The organism is Ornithinibacillus contaminans (genome assembly GCF_001038425.2).
Classification (GTDB): Bacteria; Bacillota; Bacilli; order Bacillales; family Amphibacillaceae; genus Ornithinibacillus; species Ornithinibacillus contaminans.
Genome location: NZ_LDPV02000038.1, coordinates 45,443 through 65,275, shown reverse-complemented (window position 1 = coordinate 65,275; position 19,833 = coordinate 45,443). Strand labels below are relative to the sequence as shown.

At 40.4% G+C, this 19,833-nt stretch carries 26 protein-coding genes and 1 rRNA gene; 4 read left to right on the top strand and 23 right to left on the bottom strand.

The features are described 5' to 3' along the window. Together JF53_RS10390 and JF53_RS10385 are read right to left on the bottom strand one after the other, a co-directional pair. Positions 1 to 85: ribosomal RNA gene (locus JF53_RS10390) — 16S ribosomal RNA — on the bottom strand; the annotation flags it as partial. Between the two features lie 371 nt (positions 86 to 456). Beyond that, positions 457 to 678 (bottom strand): hypothetical protein, encoded by a 222-nt coding sequence (locus JF53_RS10385; protein ID WP_047981920.1) that lies wholly within the window; start codon positions 676 to 678, stop codon positions 457 to 459. A 234-nt stretch (positions 679 to 912) separates the two neighbouring features. Here JF53_RS10385 and pdaB point away from each other — a divergent pair, with 234 nt between their 5' ends. Then, entirely contained in the window at positions 913 to 1,671 is a 759-nt protein-coding gene (gene pdaB / locus JF53_RS10380; protein WP_047981921.1) for a polysaccharide deacetylase family sporulation protein PdaB, read from the top strand. Between the two features lie 54 nt (positions 1,672 to 1,725). Here the strand turns inward: pdaB and JF53_RS10375 are convergent, their stop codons facing one another. Beyond that, entirely contained in the window at positions 1,726 to 2,325 is a 600-nt protein-coding gene (locus JF53_RS10375; RefSeq protein WP_047981922.1) for a KinB-signaling pathway activation protein, read from the bottom strand. A gap of 148 nt (positions 2,326 to 2,473) precedes the next feature. Between JF53_RS10375 and gerD the strand changes: the two genes are divergently transcribed. After that, on the top strand, positions 2,474 to 3,106 hold the full coding sequence (gene gerD, locus JF53_RS10370; RefSeq protein WP_047981923.1) for a spore germination lipoprotein GerD: 633 nt from the start codon (positions 2,474 to 2,476) through the stop codon (positions 3,104 to 3,106). 68 nt (positions 3,107 to 3,174) lie between these two features. Here gerD and JF53_RS10365 read toward each other — a convergent pair whose 3' ends face one another. The 5 genes from JF53_RS10365 to JF53_RS10345 all read right to left on the bottom strand — a co-directional run bounded on the left by JF53_RS10365 (position 3,175) and on the right by JF53_RS10345 (position 7,537). After that, the gene (locus JF53_RS10365; RefSeq protein WP_047981924.1) at positions 3,175 to 4,236 is read right to left on the bottom strand and encodes an Mrp/NBP35 family ATP-binding protein; all 1,062 of its coding nucleotides are present in this window, start codon (positions 4,234 to 4,236) and stop codon (positions 3,175 to 3,177) included. A gap of 135 nt (positions 4,237 to 4,371) precedes the next feature. Continuing rightward, positions 4,372 to 5,100, bottom strand: a complete 729-nt coding sequence (gene cwlD / locus JF53_RS10360; protein ID WP_047981925.1) for an N-acetylmuramoyl-L-alanine amidase CwlD — start codon at positions 5,098 to 5,100, stop codon at positions 4,372 to 4,374. A 123-nt stretch (positions 5,101 to 5,223) separates the two neighbouring features. Continuing rightward, the gene (locus JF53_RS10355; protein WP_047981926.1) at positions 5,224 to 6,450 is read right to left on the bottom strand and encodes an efflux RND transporter periplasmic adaptor subunit; all 1,227 of its coding nucleotides are present in this window, start codon (positions 6,448 to 6,450) and stop codon (positions 5,224 to 5,226) included. Next, positions 6,450 to 7,127 carry a hypothetical protein gene (locus JF53_RS10350; RefSeq protein WP_236686937.1) on the bottom strand — a complete coding sequence of 226 codons (678 nt, stop codon included), beginning with the start codon at positions 7,125 to 7,127 and terminating at the stop codon, positions 6,450 to 6,452. The genes JF53_RS10355 and JF53_RS10350 overlap by 1 nt, the downstream gene beginning before the upstream one ends. Before the next feature lie 188 nt (positions 7,128 to 7,315). Beyond that, complete coding sequence (locus tag JF53_RS10345; protein ID WP_047981928.1) at positions 7,316 to 7,537, bottom strand: hypothetical protein; 222 nt, start codon at positions 7,535 to 7,537, stop codon at positions 7,316 to 7,318. Between the two features lie 291 nt (positions 7,538 to 7,828). Between JF53_RS10345 and JF53_RS10340 the strand changes: the two genes are divergently transcribed. Beyond that, on the top strand, positions 7,829 to 8,254 hold the full coding sequence (locus tag JF53_RS10340; RefSeq protein WP_047981929.1) for a PH domain-containing protein: 426 nt from the start codon (positions 7,829 to 7,831) through the stop codon (positions 8,252 to 8,254). Between the two features lie 64 nt (positions 8,255 to 8,318). Here the strand turns inward: JF53_RS10340 and JF53_RS10335 are convergent, their stop codons facing one another. The 3 genes from JF53_RS10335 to JF53_RS10325 all read right to left on the bottom strand — a co-directional run bounded on the left by JF53_RS10335 (position 8,319) and on the right by JF53_RS10325 (position 10,969). Beyond that, a complete protein-coding gene (locus JF53_RS10335; protein WP_047981930.1) occupies positions 8,319 to 8,867 on the bottom strand; it encodes a DoxX family membrane protein in 549 nt (182 codons plus the stop codon). A 75-nt stretch (positions 8,868 to 8,942) separates the two neighbouring features. Continuing rightward, on the bottom strand, positions 8,943 to 9,953 hold the full coding sequence (locus tag JF53_RS10330) for a FecCD family ABC transporter permease (protein ID WP_047981931.1): 1,011 nt from the start codon (positions 9,951 to 9,953) through the stop codon (positions 8,943 to 8,945). Further along, positions 9,953 to 10,969 carry a FecCD family ABC transporter permease gene (locus tag JF53_RS10325; protein WP_047981932.1) on the bottom strand — a complete coding sequence of 339 codons (1,017 nt, stop codon included), beginning with the start codon at positions 10,967 to 10,969 and terminating at the stop codon, positions 9,953 to 9,955. Before JF53_RS10325 ends, JF53_RS10330 begins: the two co-directional genes overlap by 1 nt. A gap of 140 nt (positions 10,970 to 11,109) precedes the next feature. Here JF53_RS10325 and JF53_RS10320 point away from each other — a divergent pair, with 140 nt between their 5' ends. Continuing rightward, positions 11,110 to 12,066 (top strand): ABC transporter substrate-binding protein, encoded by a 957-nt coding sequence (locus JF53_RS10320; protein ID WP_047981933.1) that lies wholly within the window; start codon positions 11,110 to 11,112, stop codon positions 12,064 to 12,066. 221 nt (positions 12,067 to 12,287) lie between these two features. Here JF53_RS10320 and rpsI read toward each other — a convergent pair whose 3' ends face one another. From rpsI to infA, 12 genes are all read right to left on the bottom strand, one after another. Then, positions 12,288 to 12,680, bottom strand: coding sequence for a 30S ribosomal protein S9 (gene rpsI, locus JF53_RS10315; protein WP_047981934.1), 393 nt, complete (start codon positions 12,678 to 12,680; stop codon positions 12,288 to 12,290). Positions 12,681 to 12,698: 18 nt separating this feature from the next. Continuing rightward, positions 12,699 to 13,136, bottom strand: coding sequence for a 50S ribosomal protein L13 (gene rplM / locus JF53_RS10310; RefSeq protein WP_047981935.1), 438 nt, complete (start codon positions 13,134 to 13,136; stop codon positions 12,699 to 12,701). 284 nt (positions 13,137 to 13,420) lie between these two features. Further along, positions 13,421 to 14,170, bottom strand: coding sequence for a tRNA pseudouridine(38-40) synthase TruA (truA, locus tag JF53_RS10305; protein WP_047981936.1), 750 nt, complete (start codon positions 14,168 to 14,170; stop codon positions 13,421 to 13,423). An 18-nt stretch (positions 14,171 to 14,188) separates the two neighbouring features. Further along, positions 14,189 to 14,989 (bottom strand): energy-coupling factor transporter transmembrane component T family protein, encoded by an 801-nt coding sequence (locus JF53_RS10300; RefSeq protein ID WP_047981937.1) that lies wholly within the window; start codon positions 14,987 to 14,989, stop codon positions 14,189 to 14,191. Continuing rightward, on the bottom strand, positions 14,982 to 15,854 hold the full coding sequence (locus tag JF53_RS10295; protein ID WP_047981938.1) for an energy-coupling factor ABC transporter ATP-binding protein: 873 nt from the start codon (positions 15,852 to 15,854) through the stop codon (positions 14,982 to 14,984). The genes JF53_RS10300 and JF53_RS10295 overlap by 8 nt, the downstream gene beginning before the upstream one ends. Further along, a complete protein-coding gene (locus tag JF53_RS10290) occupies positions 15,830 to 16,669 on the bottom strand; it encodes an energy-coupling factor ABC transporter ATP-binding protein (protein ID WP_047981939.1) in 840 nt (279 codons plus the stop codon). Before JF53_RS10290 ends, JF53_RS10295 begins: the two co-directional genes overlap by 25 nt. Before the next feature lie 256 nt (positions 16,670 to 16,925). Next, positions 16,926 to 17,279, bottom strand: coding sequence for a 50S ribosomal protein L17 (gene rplQ / locus JF53_RS10285; protein WP_047981940.1), 354 nt, complete (start codon positions 17,277 to 17,279; stop codon positions 16,926 to 16,928). Between the two features lie 46 nt (positions 17,280 to 17,325). Then, complete coding sequence (locus tag JF53_RS10280; protein WP_047981941.1) at positions 17,326 to 18,270, bottom strand: DNA-directed RNA polymerase subunit alpha; 945 nt, start codon at positions 18,268 to 18,270, stop codon at positions 17,326 to 17,328. A 306-nt stretch (positions 18,271 to 18,576) separates the two neighbouring features. Then, positions 18,577 to 18,966 carry a 30S ribosomal protein S11 gene (rpsK, locus tag JF53_RS10275; RefSeq protein WP_047981942.1) on the bottom strand — a complete coding sequence of 130 codons (390 nt, stop codon included), beginning with the start codon at positions 18,964 to 18,966 and terminating at the stop codon, positions 18,577 to 18,579. Positions 18,967 to 18,987: 21 nt separating this feature from the next. Beyond that, complete coding sequence (gene rpsM / locus JF53_RS10270) at positions 18,988 to 19,353, bottom strand: 30S ribosomal protein S13 (protein WP_047981943.1); 366 nt, start codon at positions 19,351 to 19,353, stop codon at positions 18,988 to 18,990. A 22-nt stretch (positions 19,354 to 19,375) separates the two neighbouring features. Then, on the bottom strand, positions 19,376 to 19,489 hold the full coding sequence (gene rpmJ / locus JF53_RS10265) for a 50S ribosomal protein L36 (protein WP_010095733.1): 114 nt from the start codon (positions 19,487 to 19,489) through the stop codon (positions 19,376 to 19,378). 31 nt (positions 19,490 to 19,520) lie between these two features. Then, positions 19,521 to 19,739, bottom strand: a complete 219-nt coding sequence (infA, locus tag JF53_RS10260; protein ID WP_003354757.1) for a translation initiation factor IF-1 — start codon at positions 19,737 to 19,739, stop codon at positions 19,521 to 19,523. Positions 19,740 to 19,833 lie beyond the last annotated feature (94 nt).

Genomic DNA, 19,833 nt, shown 5'->3' with positions numbered 1-19,833 from the left:
ATCAGAAATGTTTCACGCGCTCGACTTGCATGTATTAGGCACGCCGCCAGCGTTCGTCCTGAGCCAAGATCAAACTCTCCAAAAAAGTTTGTCTATAATGGACACCAATCCATTATAGGAAAGTTCTTAGCAAAGAAGCGCTAGCTTCTGTATTTCTTTTAATAGAAAAAACAGGGTATGTTTTTTCTTGACATACTGGTTGTTTTGTTCAGTTTTCAAGGAACAATTTGTTCTTTTGTCGTTTTTAGCGACAAGATATAATTTATCATGTTTACATTTATATGTCAACAACTTTTCACGAAAAAATTTTAATCGTTTTTGTTCGACAACATTATGTAACTGACAACAGAAATTAATATATCACAGGTATACAATAAAATCAACGGGATTTTTTTTAAAAGTCTCTTCTGAAATTTCGGGCTATGCCAGCATCATTAGCGACGATTGCTTCGTCCATTATTCGTTCTTTGTTTTCTTCGGGATGTAACGCATGCATTCTTTTTCACCAGCTACTCTTCTCAATAATTGAAATAATACTTTATAGCGTTCTTTCATTGCACTCTTTACCATATGATCAATTCGATTGTCCTCTAAATCGAATATAATTTCATCTAATTCTCGTTTGATTATATATTCTAGTTCTTTTTGTTCTGTGTGGTTAATCATTAATCCTAACATGTTATTCACCTCAGCAAATTTCGGCTTTTTTCTACTAATTCAACAGTTACCATAGTCTTTCGCAATTATTCGTTCATTTTGTCGGTTCATTTTTATATCGTTCACAAGTTTGATGGATTTATACAAATGCATACGGGTTGAAAAGTAGATTTTAATTATTGCTGGAAGGCTTGTTCATATTTCAAGGTTGGATTCATAAGATGTATTAGATAGCTTGTTTAAGGGGGGAGAATCTTGAATCATTTTTACGTCATTCGTTTTCATAAATGGAAACACTGGACATTAATTGTGTTGCTTGCTTTTTTTACTGCTGGATTTATCTGGTTTGGAAGTACTGGTCCATTTTCACTTTTTTCAAAAGACAACCCGGTTGCCTTAACGAAGGGAAGTTCTGATGAGCCCAATATAGCTTTGACATTCAATATTAGCTGGGGGGAAAAGAAAGTATTTGATATCTTAAAGCAACTCAAACAGCATCAAGTCAAAGCAACATTCTTCGTGAGTGGGGAATGGGCAGAGAAGCACCCAAATATTTTAGCGAAGATTTCGGAGGATAAGCATGAAATTGGTATGCTGGGGTACCGTTATAAGAGTTATCTGGATCAGGAGCTTGATCAAATTAGAAAGGATTTAACTTATGCAAAGGACATATTTGGTAAGCTAGGCTATAAAAACATCAAATTGCTCCGTGCACCACATGGGCATCTAAATGATGATGTGATTAAATTAGCAGAAGAGCTAAAGTATAACGTAATACATTGGAATATCAATCCCAATGATTGGCAAAATCCAGGCACACAGGTAGTAGTTGATCAAGTTATGTCCAAAACAACCAATGGCGATATAATCCTATTACACGCTTCAGATTCGGTAAAACAAACAGCCGAGGCATTAGAAACCATTTTACCCGGACTGCAAAATAAAGGGTTTACCTTTGTGACAGTTTCTGAAATGCTTCATCACGCACAAGCAAAATCTAAAATTGTTGAATAAATTAGTTCATTTAAAAACACCTGATATGCCGCATCAGGTGTTTTTCGCATTCTCTTATTTTGCTGTAGTGCTGTTTAATCGGTGTAAAATAAGTAATTGATAGGTATTACAAACGAGCAACGTAATAATCATTATAATGGCGAATTCAGCCCCGACTAAACCAATCCGAAGTGCTGGTACCCATTCAAGAACCGTAAATACAACCATAAAGAATAATGCCGGAATAAAAGCATGCTGTTTGGTTTCCTTTGCTTTTATCTTGGCGATAATCCAGCCATAAGCCAATAAAACCACCGCCACTACAATAAACCAGATCAAGGATACTCCCTCTGCTGCATTATAGGTAAAATAAATCAAATCAAACAGCACAAATGCGATTAATACTAGTTGAACAATTGGCCAAAACGAACGAAAAATACTTAAACCCAATCGATTCACGTAGAGATACGCAAAAAATCCCGTCTGACTTACAGCACTATAGAGTAAACCGTGCCCAATGAAAAATAACATCACGCCAATTAAACCTAGTACATTTAACGGCTGTATATTATCAGCATACACCCCACTTATAGCAAATACACTTACAACAAGCCCAGCTAGTCCACCGAGCGCTAACGTTTTCAAAAATAAATTTACCACTTTTCGACTATTCAACTAAAAATCCCCCTGCGCTACTTTTCGTTTAATTTCGTCTACTTCACATCGTTTGTATTTTAACATGAACAGAATCTTTTTTCCTTTATCACGTGCATATTTTTACATTTCTCACCCATATTAAAGGATAAGTGGAAGGAGGATTTGCATGCTACGTGTCTTTTACTTGTCATTAATTGGCGTTTTATTCCTATTGATAAGTGCATGCGGAGGGGAAGCTGCCACACAGGAAACTGATTACGATACAACGAAAAAAATGGTTGTTGATATATTGCAAACCGAAGATGGAAAAAAAGCATTGGGTGAAATTTTAGCGGATGAAAAAATGCAGGAACAGCTTGTAATGGATTCGGCGGCGGTGAAACAAGCCATCAACGAAACATTGACATCCGATAAGGCACAGGATATGTGGAAAAAGCTATTTGAGGATCCTAAATTTGCCGAAGCGTATTATAAATCCATTAAAGATAATCAGGAAAAATTAATGAAGGATTTAATGACAGATGCCGAATACCAAAAACTGATGCTTGATCTATTTCAAAATCCCGAAATGACTGAACAAACCATCCAAACACTGAAAAGCCAACAGTTTCGAGAACACCTAGAGAAAACGATCCAGCAAACCTTAGAGTCACCATTATTCCAAGCAAAAATTCAGGAAACACTACTGAAAGCTGCTGAAGAACAAAGTAAATCGCAAGGCGGCGATCAAGGCGGAGGCGACCAAGGTGAGGGCGGTTCTGGCGGTGGTGGTGGTTCTGGTTCTGGAGGCGGAAGCTAAGAACCAGACATCCATACAAATTAAGGCATATCCCTCTGTGGAGATATGCCTTTTCTCTGTTTATAGTGTTATGCCTCTTCCATCTTCGCAATAACCTTTGCTGCGATATGGTGATATGCTTTTCCGTTCGGATGATCTTCCTGGTAAACAGATGGTGCAAAAACATCCTCATCTTCATACGGCTGTTGAATTGGCAATTGACCAAGTACTTTTGTATTCAGTACCTCAGCAAGCTTCTTTCCGCCACCTTGTCCAAATACAAATTCTCGCTCACCAGTTAATTTACTTTCAAAGTAAGCCATATTCTCTACAACACCCAAGATTTCATGTTCTGTTTTAAGCGCCATTTGACCTGCTCTTGCCGCTACAAAGGCTGCAGTTGGATGTGGTGTTGTCACGATAATCTCCTTGCAGGATGGCAGTAATTCATGAACATCCATGGCAATATCTCCGGTCCCTGGTGGTAAATCTAAGAGAAGATAGTCAAGGTCTCCCCACTCTACTTCTTTAAAAAAGCTATTGAGCATCTTACCAAGCATCGGTCCACGCCAAATAATTGGGGAATTGTCTTCCACAAAGAAGCCCATCGAAATTACTTTCACCCCAAAACGCTCGACTGGAATAATTTTCTCCCCGCGAACGATTGGTCTTTCTTCTATTCCCATCATATCTGGAACACTAAAGCCATATATATCCGCATCGATTATGCCAACTTTTTTTCCAAGTCTTCTAAGCGCAATCGCTAAGTTAACGGTGACAGTCGATTTCCCAACCCCACCTTTACCACTAGCAATTGCCAGGAAATTGGGTTGTTTATTACCACCCATTAGTTGTTTCTCTTTTGCATTTTCGACGGCTGGTTGGAACTTCTGAATGATTTCATTTGGTAGCTGTTCAAAGCGTAGGCCCACCGTTACCGCACCATTGCGTTTTAAAATGCCCACTAATTCTTGCTGCAGCTGCATTTGTTCTGCTGTGTTCGTCTTACCGATCGCAACCTTAACACTGACATGCTGCTTATCTTCTTTTATCGTTACTTCTTTTATACCGGATGTTTCTTCCAGTGTTTTATGTAAAAAAGGATCTATTACTGGATTGAGTAATTGTACTACTTCATCTCTCGTTAACACATGATCACCTTCCTATTCCTAGCGTACTATATGAATAAATCTGTCAACGCTAGTATACCATAAATCCACAAAATTCTAAGTGATATGAATTATGGAAGGGATTACTTTATTCGCATGTTCGCATGGATCGACGCTTTATTCTGCTTCTTCCTCTGGTTCGGGTTCCTCGGTTACATAGCGTAAAATACCTTCATAGATACTCCCAGCCATTTGCCGCTGATAGCTTTCTTGCTTCAACAGTTCTCGCTCCTCCAGATTCGATAAGAAGCCAATTTCCACTAAAGCACCCGGAATTTCAGCATGCTTTAATAAATACATCGTATTAATTGTCAACGCCGTCCGCTCGGTATTTTCCAAGTTACGAATGATTTCTGCTTGGATCATTTTCGCTAAGTGTTTGCCTTCTTCTGATTTTGGATAATAGAAGGTTTGTGCCCCTCGCCATTTTGTTGACGGAATCGCATTTAAGTGAATCGTCACAAAAAAGTCTGCTTGTTTGGAATGAATGAACGCCATCCGCTCCCGAATATCCTCGACTTTCCGCTTCGATAATCCCTTTGTATCCTCTGCGGCTAAATCACTATCCGTTTCTCTTGTGAGATAAACAATCGCCCCTGACTGTTGTAAATAATCCCTCAGCTTTTCAGACACGCTTAATGAAATATCCTTCTCGACTGTCCCATCTTTTCCAACTGCTCCCCCATCAGGTCCACCATGACCCGGATCAAGCACGATCGTCTTACCCGATAAAGGCATCGAAAAACTAGCCGTTTCCTCCACATTGTCTGGTAATGGAATTTTCACTAGTGAAATCAGTACTATTAATCCAACTACCCACCATATAAATTTCCCTAATCGATTCATCGAACTCGCCCCTTTAAACTTCCTCCTTCTATTGTATGGGACAAGGTATCGGGTTATGACTAGGGAATACGACCGGAAAAGGGAAAAGCACCTTTTAATCAAGGTGCTCTCTAACCGCTATCATTATCTCGCTAATAACCCCATTACCATATACTTCTTCCAGTCGCTATATTTCCCTATTTCTAGCCATGGTACATCCACCAGTTTTAGTGGTGTAATAAAGGGCATTCCTGAGTAGGATTCGCGGTTAAATTCCGGTGTTACCACATCTCCAACCGTTAATCCGTTTATAACCTCAAGCTGTTTACCGATATGGAGGCCTGTTTCTACTGTCACAGCTTCCAACTTACCGGCATTCGTTAGCTTCCATGCTTCATTTAGAAAAACAAACTGGTCATGTACAGTATTAGCATCAAGTACTTCGTTGATTGTGATGGATAGGTTGGAATGGTAGCCTGGCAGAACATTTTCTGTATTTGCTTCTTCCTCAAAGTCCACCACTAGTGGGTAGACACTGTCTGAATCAACCCGAGCCTCTTCCACCGGCGTTTCTCCGACTGTTTTTACAGACCCTTGAAGAACTTTCTCCTGTTCGACTAACGTTACATAAACAGAATCACCCGGCTCCACCTTTACCCGATCTTCTTCCGTTAGTTCGCCATTTACTTGAAGCCTAGTATTCTCGATTACGATAAGTGGATCTGCCAAGGTGGTCGAGATTGATTTAACTTTTCCTTGATACGGACTAGTTACTGTAATCGTATCACCACCAGCCTGTAAATCAGCTAGCTGCGTTTCAATTAGTCGCTCTTGCTCTTGCTTTATTGCTAACGCCTGCTCTTTTTCAATTAAATATTGTTTCATTTGCATTTCCGCACCAACCGATTCTCCCGACGAGACGACTACCTCAATACTATCCTCATCGTCAGAACTTACAACAGGGGCAGCTGGCGATGGAATGTCATAGGCAACAATCTCAGCTACGGCATCTTCTAATGCTGAGACCTCCGCACTTAGTTGCGTCAATTGATTCTCAAGGGATGCTTCTGTCGCATAATAATCAGCCACATGATACGTAAATAGCGGATCGCCTTCAGACACTTCACTTCCCGCTTCCACTAAAAATCCATCAAACTGCCCACTGCTTTTGTCAAAATACATATACTCCTGACCCGAATACGAAACAACACCTTTTGCATAAATAGTTTCCGATAGATCTGCTTTGTACACCGCTTCCCAATCCGAAATATAGGCTTGTCTTTCTACCTTCCCACTCTTATCAACCAATACAAGCACGATATTCGCTGTGATGAATGCAACAATTGTGAGCCAAAGGATTTTTTTTAGCATTATTCAAACCACCTATTCAAAAGATGAACGTCCGTATGTGTCACTACTGCCGTTACTGTCCATACAACTAGTTGAAATAAAATTACCGCGCTCCAGACCCATGCTTGATGGACGGAAGATAATTTGGTTAGGAATCGCAATTGAAAGCCGATTATCCATAATTGAAATAAGGAAATAGAGCCAAGCAAATAAATGAGAAATGGAATGTCAGTTACATAAGAAGCAATGATGCCAAAGGACAAAGGAGAGACGTACCATGCTAAATCGGCATAGACACTAAGTGGAATCCAAAGAAGTCTTTCTACTAATAAAACAAACAGCACAACAATTTGCATTAACAGTAGCTTTTTAAACGGGACTTTCGTTACCCAATAAAATAACAACGAGGGCACGAGCAAAATGAATGCTACAAACACCAAGGAATAAATAGCTCGTCCAACACTAAACCATAATTTATTCAGTTCATATGCAGACGGATTAGCTAATGCCACACCACTTGATAATGATGCACTACCAATTCCAAGCATCGCCATCCAAACATAAATAGCGACCGTTACCAAACTTAATACCGCAATTAATTTCCACGGTCGTTTAATTTCTTCCGCTTTCCCTATTCGAAAAATATGATCGTCTACTGCAAACAATAGCCTGAACAATTGCAACGAATAAATCATCATTTCACCCTTTTCCATTGATGGTATTATGGGGACTTATTATTCTTAATTTTAACTTAATTCCCACTAAATTACCAGCGCGTTATGGTGCCTGGCACCACCCGAATTCTGTCGAAAAAAATATGGCTCCAAAGCATGAGTCTGCTAGTGGAGCCATTGAAATGCTCTTTATTATCATCTGTTAAGTACTATTATTCCGTTCCTGCCACAGGAGCTTTCAATGTTTTGCTTTTTGCTTTATCCTGCTTACCAAGTGATCGACCAACCTGCCATCCGATTGCCATGTTCGTTATCCCCATCAAACCGAATAATAAATAATCCCCAATCGGTTCAGGAAGCAATAAATCAACAACTAGCCAACCACCAGCAGTTGAAGCCCCGATAATCGCGCCATACACCGCTTTTCGATACATGTGAATCACCACCCCACCTGAATTTTTTCATACAAGTCATCTAGCATCATGCCAAATTCCACTGTATAAATAGTAACCAATACTCTGGCAGCCTAGAGACTCTCTCACATATTAGCCTATGATGATAGCCACTTTGAAATAACCAGGAATTTGAATATGAATTGTCCCACTCGGTCTATAGATATCGGCGTGAAATTAGTATTCTGTTGTTCAAACGGATCGTACATGAATCTTTTTGTGTCGTTAATCGTAAAACAAATAGAGGGGTTACATTTTCAGGAGGTGCGCGAATTGAAATTCAAATCACGGAAAGATTGGTGGTTAGCCATCATCATTTGGGGAGCTATGCTATTCACGCTTGGAAGTGGCGCATATGCCCTTAGTGATGAACCAGCTAACCTTCTGGAATATGTCATTATAATTTCTCTAGCCATAGCTCTACCAATTTTTATATTATGGTTATGGTTTACTACCTTTTATAGGATAGACACAGACAATTTAATCATACGGTTTGGTCCATTTAGAAAAATCATTCCATTGGATGCGATAACGTCTGTAAAAAAATCAACGAACCCATTATCAAGTCCGGCATGGTCACTAAAAAGACTCGAGATTAGGTATGGGAAATATCAGTCTATCTTTATTTCCCCCGTGAATAGAGAGGAATTTGTCAATATTCTCTCCAAACACTGTCCACATATAAAGATGGAAATTTAACTTACCCCTTCCTCCGCACAACTAAAAAGCCTCTCATCCAATCCAGACGAGAGGCTTTACCATACTATTTCCGATTCCAAGGCGTACCCAATAGTGGTAATGCCCAGCGGTCTAACCCGTACCAGCCAGCGACCTTCCACGCTAGTACTAACCAAGTTGCTAAAATAAACATTATAGGATTAGAGCTAATTGTTCCTGCAAATAAAAAACTAACATTCATGATGGAACCAAAAAATGCAGCAATACCTGTCAATAGTCCAAGAATTAATCCGAGTCCCACTAGTACCTCTCCGTAGGCAACCATATAGGAAAATACCGACGCATGTGGTAATACGATATTTTCTAAAAAGGACGCATACCAAGACGATACTTCACCCGCCTCCGCCTTTCCTAAAGCACCTTGCAAGAATCCTGTGAGTGCTGCCCCAGATTCTTCACCTGTCCAAGCAGGATTGTGAAGCTTTCCCCAGCCACTCGTTAACCAAGTATAGCCGACATAGAGTCTGATAATTAACCAAATCCAGGCAGAACGAGTACTGTTGAACAAGAAAAACGAGACTGGATTTTCCGGAACGACTACGCGACTTCCTTCCATCACATTCTGTTTAGCCATATGAACTCCTCCTCACTAGTAGGGTTTCCCCATTAATTCGCTGTTATGTATTATTGAGTTGACTTCACCATAACACTATACATTCTTCATTAGTAAATAAATAAAATAAGGGGCTCCTAAAATAGACACGACAATTCCAACCGGCAATTCCATTGGCGCCATGATGACGCGGCCTAACGTATCAGCTGACAGTAATAAAAGCCCGCCTAATGCAGCCGTTAATGGTAAAACAAGTGCATGTTTGGCCCCGACCAGCCGTCTGGCAATATGTGGTGCAATAAGTCCTAAGAAGGTGATCCCACCACCTACAGCTACGCAGACACCTGCTAACCCAACCGAAATTAACAATAATAATCGCCGCTCCCTCTCTAATGGCACACCAACACCAATCGCAATGGGATCACCAAGCGTCATGACGTCTAACACCCTCGATTTATAAAAGGCAATTGGAATAAGAAGCAGTAACCAAGGCAAAATCGCCAACACAAAAGTCCAATTCGTGCCCCAAATTGTTCCGGAAAGCCAGACAATCGCCTTCATAAAATCAATCGGTTCCATCTTCATTTGAAAAATAATTAACCCGGCACCAAAGGCAGCATTAATCCCGATCCCTACTAACAACAATCGAACAGGTGTCACTTGCCCTTTTTTCCAGGAGATGAGATAAATTAACAACGCAGCCAAGAAAGCCCCGGCAAGTGCCGCTATTGGCATAATAAATGTTGCTAGCCAGCCGGTTAAAAAGGTAGTTTCTTGAAAAAAGAACATATACAGCACAACAGCAAAGCCCGCACCAGAATTAATCCCGAGTATCCCCGGGTCTGCCAATGGATTTTTCGATAATGCTTGTAAAATAGCCCCAGAAATTGAAATACCTACTCCAACTAAAATGGCCATGACGATTCGAGGGAGACGAAATTGGAAAATCGTTAATTGGTTTTGTTCGGTACCCGCTCCGATCAAGGTCTCCAATACGTCAGGAACTGGTATTTTTATTTGCCCAGCATTGATACTAACCACAATCATAATCAATATTAGCAAGACTGTCCCAATAAGTAATTTCTTATATCGCTTTGCTTTTCTCATCAGAACCCTCTCCCTTCTTTACGAGCTAAGTAGAGGAAAAAGGGAACACCGATAATTGCGGTTATCGCGCCAACTGGTGTTTCAAACGGATCATTAACCATCCGCCCGAAGATATCAGCCACCAGTAATAAAATCCCACCCAAAACAGCCGAGCACGGGATAATCCAACGATAATCTGTTCCTACTAAAAAGCGTGTGATATGAGGAACTACCAAACCAACAAAACCAATCATTCCTGCAATGGACACGGCAGCTCCAGTTAATAACAATACGACAATCGTCCCAATAAATTTGACTAACCCGGTATTTTGACCTAACCCCTTCGCCACGTCCTCACCTAAACTTAAGATAGAGATGGAACGCGAGAGGAAAAGTGCTAATAAAAGTCCGACTATCATAAAAGGTACGGAAAAATAGACGTGCTGTGGCTGCACACTAGAAACACCACCAGAAAACCAAAAATTAATATCTTTTGCAATATCGAATTTGATTCCAATTGCCGTTGACAAAGAAGTCAGCAACGACGTGATTGCCGTCCCTGCCAAGGCAAGCTTAACCGGCGTAATTCCCCCTTTTGAGAAAGAGGTAATGGTAAATACCATGACTACCCCAAGCCCCGCTCCTACAAATGAAAAAATCATCATGCCCAAGTATGAGATGCCCGGCACCAGCGCAAGTGCGATGGCAATGGTAAAGGAAGCGCCGGAGGTAACGCCCATAATCGAGGGTGACGCTAACGGATTTCGAGTCATCCCTTGCATAATAGCCCCCGAAATCGCTAAAGCAGCCCCGACACATATCGCGGCAATCGATCTTGGTAATCTCAACTCTCTTACAATGACATGCTTGGAATTATCATGGTCATAATGAATGATTGCTTCTAGCACATCCCGATACGTTAAATCGGAAGCACCGAAACGAACAGAAATGATAATAGAAAAAAATAATGTGATAACCCCAACGACAAGGATGATAATACTGAAAAACCTACGATTCTCTTGCTCTTTTATTTTCATAGTGACTACTTTCCTTCTTCTAAGTTAAAAATAGTGTAACATAAAGATTGACAATTTATGAATTATGTATTTTAATCGATAGTGATAATCATTATCAATTAGGTAATTTTAATTTTAACACAAATAGAGGAGGAAACAAGATGAAAAGACAAAAAATATTACATATACTTGGCATTAGTTTGCTAGTGTTACTTTTAGCTGCTTGTGGAAGTAATGAGGACACAACAGATTCAACAGAAGGATCTAGTGATACGACAACAAATACCGTTACAGATGCGATGGGAAATGAAGTAAACATCCCAGCTAATCCACAGCGCGTAATAGCTACCTATTTAGAAGATAATTTAGTGGCACTTGGTGTTAAACCAGTTGCACAATGGAGTGTAAATGATGGCCAAAGCATCCAGGATTATTTACAAGGTGATTTGGAAGGGATTCCAACGGTTCCACATGACCTTCCGTTTGAAGCTGTTCAGGAAATGAATCCTGATCTGATTATCATGGACTCAGCCAGTATGGTTGAAGGTGGAAAATATGAGCAGTACAATCAAATCGCCCCAACCTATGTCATTGGTACAGAAGTCAATAACGACTGGCGCGATGAACTACTTCGTGTAGGAGAGGTTCTTGGAAAAGAGGACGAAGCGAAGCAAGTTCTTGCAGATTATGAGACAAAAGCACAAGAGGCAAAAGCAACGTTAGAAGAAAACGTTGGAGATACTTCTATAGCTGCTATTTGGTTAACTGGCGGGAAGTTCTTTATGGTAAGTGAAAATCTTTCAAGTGGCGCTGTCATGTATGGTGATCTTGGTCTAACCGTCCCTGCCGTTGTAAAGGAAATCTCAGCGAGCGCAACTGGAAACTGGAGTGAAATTTCTCTAGAAAAACTTGCAGAGCTAGATGCGGAACATCTTTTCTTAATTAATGACGATGGATCTTCTGATTCAAGTCCATTAAGCAGTACCCTTTGGAATAGCATCCCTGCCGTGAAATCCGGTAATGTCTATGAATTACCGAAAGACAATAGCTGGCTATATACTGGTGCTATTGCCAATGGTCAAATTATAGATGATATTTTGGAGAAGTTAGTGAAATAGATAATTGAAAAAGTCTGAGACATAAGTACTTTTGACAAGATAAAATCCGAAATTGCGCGTATTACACGCTGCGGGAATATATTCCGCTGAATTCGTTATGGTTCGTAATTTTATCTTTTCATTTTACTTATGTCACAGGCTATTTTTTATTGGGAATTTTCTTCTTCGTGATAAAAAAAGACCCTTTCCACCGAAGTGAAAAGAGCCTTTGAAACGTACTATTAACGTTTTGAGAACTGAGGTGCACGTCGAGCGCCTTTAAGACCGTATTTCTTACGTTCTTTCATACGAGGGTCACGAGTTAAGAACCCTGCACTCTTAAGTGACGCGCGGTAACCTGGATCTGCTTCTAGTAAAGCACGTGCGATTCCGTGACGGATAGCACCAGCTTGACCAGTAAATCCACCACCATGAACATTAACTAAAACATCATAAGTTCCTTCAGTTTCAGTAGCTTGTAGTGGTTGGTTAAGAATTAAAAGTTGTGTTTCATATGGGAAATAGTCTTTTGCTTCACGACCATTAATTGTTACATTTCCAGTACCCGGTACTAAACGTACACGTGCAGTTGAGCTTTTACGACGACCTGTGCCATAGTATTGTACTTGTGCCAATTGATTTACCTCCTTTTATTATCCGCGAAGTTCATAAACTTCTGGTTTTTGTGCTGCATGATTGTGCTCAGCACCTCTGTATACATGCAATTTCTTGCCCATTTTACGTCCTAAAGATCCTTTTGGAAGCATGCCTTTGATAGCAATCTCAAGCATTTGCTCAGGATACTTTGTACGCATTTCATCAGCAGTACGTTCTTTTAAACCACCTGGATGTCCAGAGTGACGGTAGTACATCTTGTCACTTAGTTTCTTACCAGTAAGTTCGATTTTGTTAGCGTTAATGATAATTACATAATCACCAGTGTCAGCGTGTGGTGTGTAAGTTGGTTTATGCTTTCCGCGAAGGATTGCAGCAACTTCACTTGCTAGACGACCAAGACGTTGGCCTTCAGCATCCACAACAAGCCATTTGCGTTCAATATTATTTTCATTTGCCATGAAAGTTGTGCGCATGATTGTGTTCCCTCCATATTTTCATTCATTAATTTTGAGTTTGTTCATTCATTATTCCTATATTTTCAACACAATTAGTTCCGGGGCTAATCGCGGTCTTAGAAATAAATTGCCATAGACCATAATATCTCAAAAAGGGGGTAAATGTCAAGGGCTCTTCTATATAAATTCTTGAATTTCGCAAACTATTTCTTCTAGCGGAATCACTAGTCTGTTAATCTTATATTGCACCCTAGTATTTCCCGTCGATATTTCCCAGGAAATGTATCGATTTGTCGAACACTTTAGTCCTCCGGATAGCGTACCCGCCACAAGTATAACCCCTGTGCTGGCGCCGTTTTGCTCGCAAGTTGACGATCCTTCTGTTCAAACATCATCGGAATAGCGGTCGGTGCAATCCGTCCTTGGCCAATATCCAATAATGTTCCAACTAAAATTCGAACCATATTATAGAGAAACCCTTTGCCGCGAAAAATAAATTCTAATCGGTCACCATCCTTCTTACAGGACACTTCAATTAATGTTCTAACTCGATCGCCCTTCACCGTCGCTTTGGCCGAAGAAAAGGTTGTAAAATCATGGGTACCCTCTAGATAACGACAAGCCTCTTGAATGGCATCGATATCAAGTCGATAAGGAAAATGATAGCTATAATTGCGATTAAAAATATCTGGATCGACGGTGTTTAACACGTAATAACGATATTCTTTTTCAATGACGTGATAGCGCGCATGAAAATCATCTGAGACTGCTTCTGTTTCTATAACAAATATATCTGCTGGTAATAAAGTATTTAATGCCCTCTTCCAGCTATTTCCCGGGATATAAAGACCTGTTTCAAAATGGATGGTCTGCCCCTTCCCATGGACGCCCGCATCTGTTCTTCCAGAGGCTTGAATACGGACTTTTTCTCCTTTATGAATCTGTTCTAACGCCTTTTCTACCTCACCTTGCACGGTTCGTTTTCCGGGTTGAACCTGAAAGCCATGGAAGGTTGAGCCGTCATAGGCGATTATACATTTTATTTTTGGCATGTCCTTATCCACCTATAACTAGTAATTTCTTAACAGCAACAATCCAGCAACTACCAAGGCAAACACGACATACACAAGCCAATCAATACCTCTAATTTGTAGCTGTCGTAGCTTGGTTCTGCCCTCACCACCGCGGTAACCCCTCGCTTCCATTGCCATCGCTAATTCTTCTGCCCGTTTAAAGGCACTAACAAACAATGGAACTAATAATGGGACTATCGCCTTTAACCGTTCTTTGATTGGGCCAGTACGAAAATCCACCCCACGGGAAGCTTGTGCCTTGGAAATTTTATCAGTCTCCTGTAAAAGGGTTGGAATAAACCGTAGTGATATTGACATCATAAGGGCCAATTCGTGTACTGGAAATTTGATTTTTTTCAACGGGTGTAGCATATCCTCGATTGCGTCGGTCAGTTCAATAGGTGTCGTCGTTAATGTTAATAGTGACGTGATCAAAATGAGTAAGAAAAATCGTAACGAAATCGCAAACCCTTGAATAACCGCACCAGAATAAAGCTTAAATCCGAATAAATCGACTAGAACAGAGCCTTCCTTGGTAACGATCAAATGCAAGACAAACGTAAAGATTATTAAAAACCAAACAGGGGTTAGCCCCTTTAAAATAAACCGTATCGGAATTCTAGTAATGCCTGTTGCCAAAACGGAAAACGCAGTTAATAGACTGTATGTGACGACATTGTTCGCAAAAAACACGACAATTACGAAGAAAAAGATAATCGTAATTTTCGTGCGAGGGTCTAAGCGATGAACAAGCGAATTTCCTGGGACATATTGACCGATAATCATCGAATTATTCATCGGATCCATCCCCCTTTACCACTGCTTGAACAGCATCTGATAGCTCCTGTACAGTTTGTCGTGTAAACGGAATCGAAACATCGAACTTTGCATTAAATGCATCCAAAAATTGAATCATCTCTGGAACATCCAGTTGGACCTGATTCAAGGCTTCTCGCTGTGAAAAAACCTCTTCTGGCTTGCCTTCCATGTACTTTGTCCCTTTATTCATGATGATCACATGGTCGGCATACTTCACCGCATCCTCCATACTGTGCGTAACTAATACGGTTGTGAGGTTCTGTTGTTGATGTAAGTCATAAAACATATCCATAATTTCCTGCTGACCTCTTGGATCAAGTCCAGCCGTTGGTTCATCCAATACAAGGATCTCCGGTTTGATTGCTAACACACCAGCAATTGCCACTCGTCGCATTTGTCCACCACTTAATTCAAACGGTGAGCGCTCAAGCAGGCTTTCCTCTAACCCAACCGCCGGAATGATTTCCTTAATTCGGCGTTGGATTTCTGTTGAAGAGACACCAAAATTTTCTGGTCCAAAGGCAATATCCTTCGCAACCGTTTCTTCAAATAATTGATGCTCTGGATATTGAAATACAACGCCAACACGGCTGCGTAAGTCCTTCAGTTTTTCGGGTTTTTTGGTTGCATTTATGTGGTAATCCCCGATTTGCACTTCACCGAAAGTGGGCGTCACCAAACCATTCAAATGTTGAATCAAGGTCGATTTTCCGGAACCAGTATGACCAATAATCGCAACAAACGAACCAGAGGGAATATGAAATGAGACGTTGTCTAATGCTTTATGGGAAAAAGGTGAGTTTGCTTGATAGATGTAACTCACATCTTTGAATGTAATGTCCATAGTTCCTCCAATAATTCTTCATGGTTCAACGGTTCATTGGAAATTTGAACGGCGTTGTTCTTCAGTTCCTCTGCCAAAATAGCAATAAATGGCACATCTAACCCTATCTGACGTAATGCATCCTTTTTCGCAAAAACTTCTCTTGGTGTTGCCTCATCCCATACGTTCCCGTTATTCATCACGATGACGCGTTCTGCTTGGACTACTTCCTGCAGATCATGTGTTATCGTAATCAGGGAAATTTCATTCTTCTCCTGGATATCTGACACAGTCTTCATGATCTCTTTACGACCTCTCGGGTCTAACATCGCGGTTGCCTCGTCCAAAATAAGCACCTCTGGATGTATCGCAAGAACACTTGCAATGGCCACACGTTGTTTTTGACCACCAGACAGACGATGTGGCTCGGTTAACCGGTAATCCTCCATCCGTACCGCCTGTAACACGTCAGCAATGCGCTCTACCATTACCTCACGTGGTACTCCTCGATTCTCCATTCCAAAAGCAATATCATCTTGAACGGTTGTGCCTACGAATTGATTATCTGGATTTTGAAATACCATTCCAACTTGTTTGCGTATATCCCAAACCGTCTCCTCATTTACGAGAACCCCGTTAATCGTAATTTCTCCTTCTTGTGGAAAAAGCAATCCATTCATGAGCTTCGCAATCGTCGACTTCCCTGAACCATTATGACCAATAATTGCAACCCACTCATCTTTATAAATTTCAAATGAAACATTTTTTAATACCCAAGGCTGCTCATCTCCGTATCGAAACGATACATTTCTAAACTCTATAAACTTCTCTCGCATGGTAAATCCTCCTCTAGCTACACTTGCCTGGGTTTAGCTGTGTTATGTATGTATTTTACTACTTATCTGGTGTGATGTTAAATGATGTTGATTGAATGGTTGGGGGGTGACTGATGTTTGGACAGCATGACTGTACCTAGACCAGAACGACTGATATGTAGCTACCGCCCTAATTATCACCTCACCATACAAAAAAAGGGCTTGGATTTCACCTCGTGGAAGAGATTCAGTCCTGCCCTTAACGCGTATGGATTGATTAAACTAGCTCAATAATTGCCATTTTCGCTCCATCACCTTGGCGTTCGCCTAATTTAAGAACGCGTGTGTATCCACCTTGTCTGTCTTCATAGCGTGCAGCTACATCATTGAAAAGCTTTTGAAGTACTGAATCTTCTTCATTTGCTTCTTTGTTGTATAAGAACGCTGCAGCTTGACGACGTGCGTGAAGATCACCACGTTTACCTAACGTAATCATTTTGTCTACGATAGATTTAAGCTCTTTTGCCTTTGCTTCTGTTGTTTCAATCCGTTCATGAATAATTAAATCAGATGCAAGGTTACGAAGTAGTGCCATACGAGCGTCTGTAGTACGTCCTAATTTTCTAGCCATGGACTATCCCTCCCTTTCTCGAAACTCTAAAGATGTCTGATATTAGTTAGTCGTCTTTACGTAAGCTTAGTCCTAAATCGGTAAGTTTTACTTTTACTTCTTCTAATGATTTACGACCTAGGTTACGTACTTTCATCATATCTTCTTCAGATTTATTTGAAAGCTCTTGAACTGTATTAATGCCAGCACGTTTTAGACAATTGTACGAGCGAACTGATAAGTCTAGCTCTTCAATCGTCATTTCCATTACTTTTTCTTTTTGGTCTTCCTCTTTTTCAACCATAATCTCGACATTTTGTGCTTCATCAGTTAAACCAACGAAAATATTTAAATGCTCGGAAAGGATTTTAGCACCTAGAGAAATTGCTTCCTCTGGACGAATGCTACCATCTGTCCATACATCTAAAGTTAATTTATCGTAGTTTGCACTTTGCCCTACACGAGTATTTTCTACTTGGTAAGTAACACGTGATACCGGTGTGAAAATGGAATCAACTGGAATGACACCAATTGGTTGATCTTCATGTTTATTTGCATCAGCTGGAACATAACCGCGACCACGCTCAGCAGTAATTTTCATGCGCAAGTTACCTTTTGCATTTAGTGTAGCAATTGGTAGCTCAGGGTTTAATACTTCTACATCACTATCATACGTAAGATCTGCAGCTGTAACAACACCTTCACCTTGCACATCAATTTCTAATGTTTTTGGTTCATCTGAATAGATTTTTAGGGCAAGCTTTTTCAAATTCAAAATGATTGTTGTAACATCTTCAACTACACCATCAATAGTTGAAAACTCATGTAATGCACCATCAATTTGAACTGATGTAACAGCGGCACCTGGAAGTGAGGATAGTAGGATACGACGCAAGGAGTTTCCTAGAGTTGTACCATAACCACGTTCGAGCGGCTCTACCACAAATTTTCCAAATGTAGCATCATCACTAATCTCAACCGTTTCAATCTTTGGCTTTTCTATTTCAATCATTCCACAATACCCTCCTTTAAAACGTCGAAACCCCGGTTAGATGTAGATCTAACCGAAATTCCTCGGGACCGCAGTTGGCGTTTCTGCGCAACCCGTATACTTCTTCGTAATTTTTGTCTAGGCGATGCTGTATAGCAAGGTTGACAAAAAGAAAATGCAAGCTACTCGTCAGATGGCGATTAGCTTTCTTTTCTCCCTTCAAACCTTGGTGATTTTTTCATACCATTTGTGTAATCGTTTATTCACCATATACTTTTAGTCATCATAACCCATTATAGACAGGGTGACAAATAATATACGTTAAAATTATACACGACGACGTTTTGGCGGACGGCAACCATTATGAGGTACTGGTGTTACATCTTTAATAGCTGTAACTTCAAGGCCTGCTGCTTGCAAGGAACGAATAGCAGCTTCACGACCAGCTCCAGGACCTTTAACTGATACTTCTAATGTTTTCATACCATTATCTACTGCAGTTTTAGCAGCTGTTTCAGCAGCCATTTGTGCAGCGAATGGAGTTGATTTACGAGAACCTTTGAAACCAAGTGCACCAGCAGAGCTCCAACCTATAACATTACCTTGAACATCAGTGATTGTTACAATAGTGTTGTTAAAAGTAGAACGGATATGTGCTACACCAGTCTCAACATTCTTTTTCACACGACGTTTACGTGTATTTGTTTTACGAGCCATCTAATTGTTTACCTCCTTACATTATTTTTTCTTGTTAGCGATTGTACGACGTGGACCTTTACGAGTACGAGAGTTGTTCTTCGTATTTTGTCCGCGAACTGGTAAACCACGACGATGTCTTAAGCCACGGTATGAACCAATTTCAATCAGACGTTTAATGTTAAGAGAAACCTCACGGCGAAGATCACCTTCGATTGTATATGCATCTACAGCTTGACGAATTCTACCTAACTCATCCTCTGTTAGATCACGAACACGAGTCTCTTCAGAAACGCCTGCTTCTTTAAGGATATCCTGTGCAGTTTTCTTACCAATACCATAAATGTATGTTAAAGAAATGACTACACGCTTTTCACGTGGAATATCTATACCTGCAATACGTGCCATAAGTTATGCGCACCTCCTTCAATTATCCTTGTTTTTGCTTGTGTTTCGGATTTTCACAAATCACCATTACTTTGCCTTTTCGTTTAATGACTTTGCATTTTTCACAAATTGGCTTAACAGATGCTCTTACTTTCATCATCTTTACCTCCTTTTATATCGGAGCTCGCTTATTTATAACGGTACGTAATTCGTCCTCTGGTCAAATCATACGGAGAGAGTTCTACCGTTACTTTATCACCTGGTAATATACGGATGAAGTGCATACGAATTTTACCAGATACATGTGCCAAGACCGTATGGCCGTTCTCAAGCTCTACTTTGAACATTGCATTTGGCAATGTTTCCGTTACGGTTCCTTCGACTTCAATTACATCATCTTTCGCCATTGCGCCTTACTCCCTTCTTTAAATCAGTCACAATTTTGCTATATAAAAATGTGCAAATCTTATATTTTCATTTGTGACACGACCAGTTTCTAGA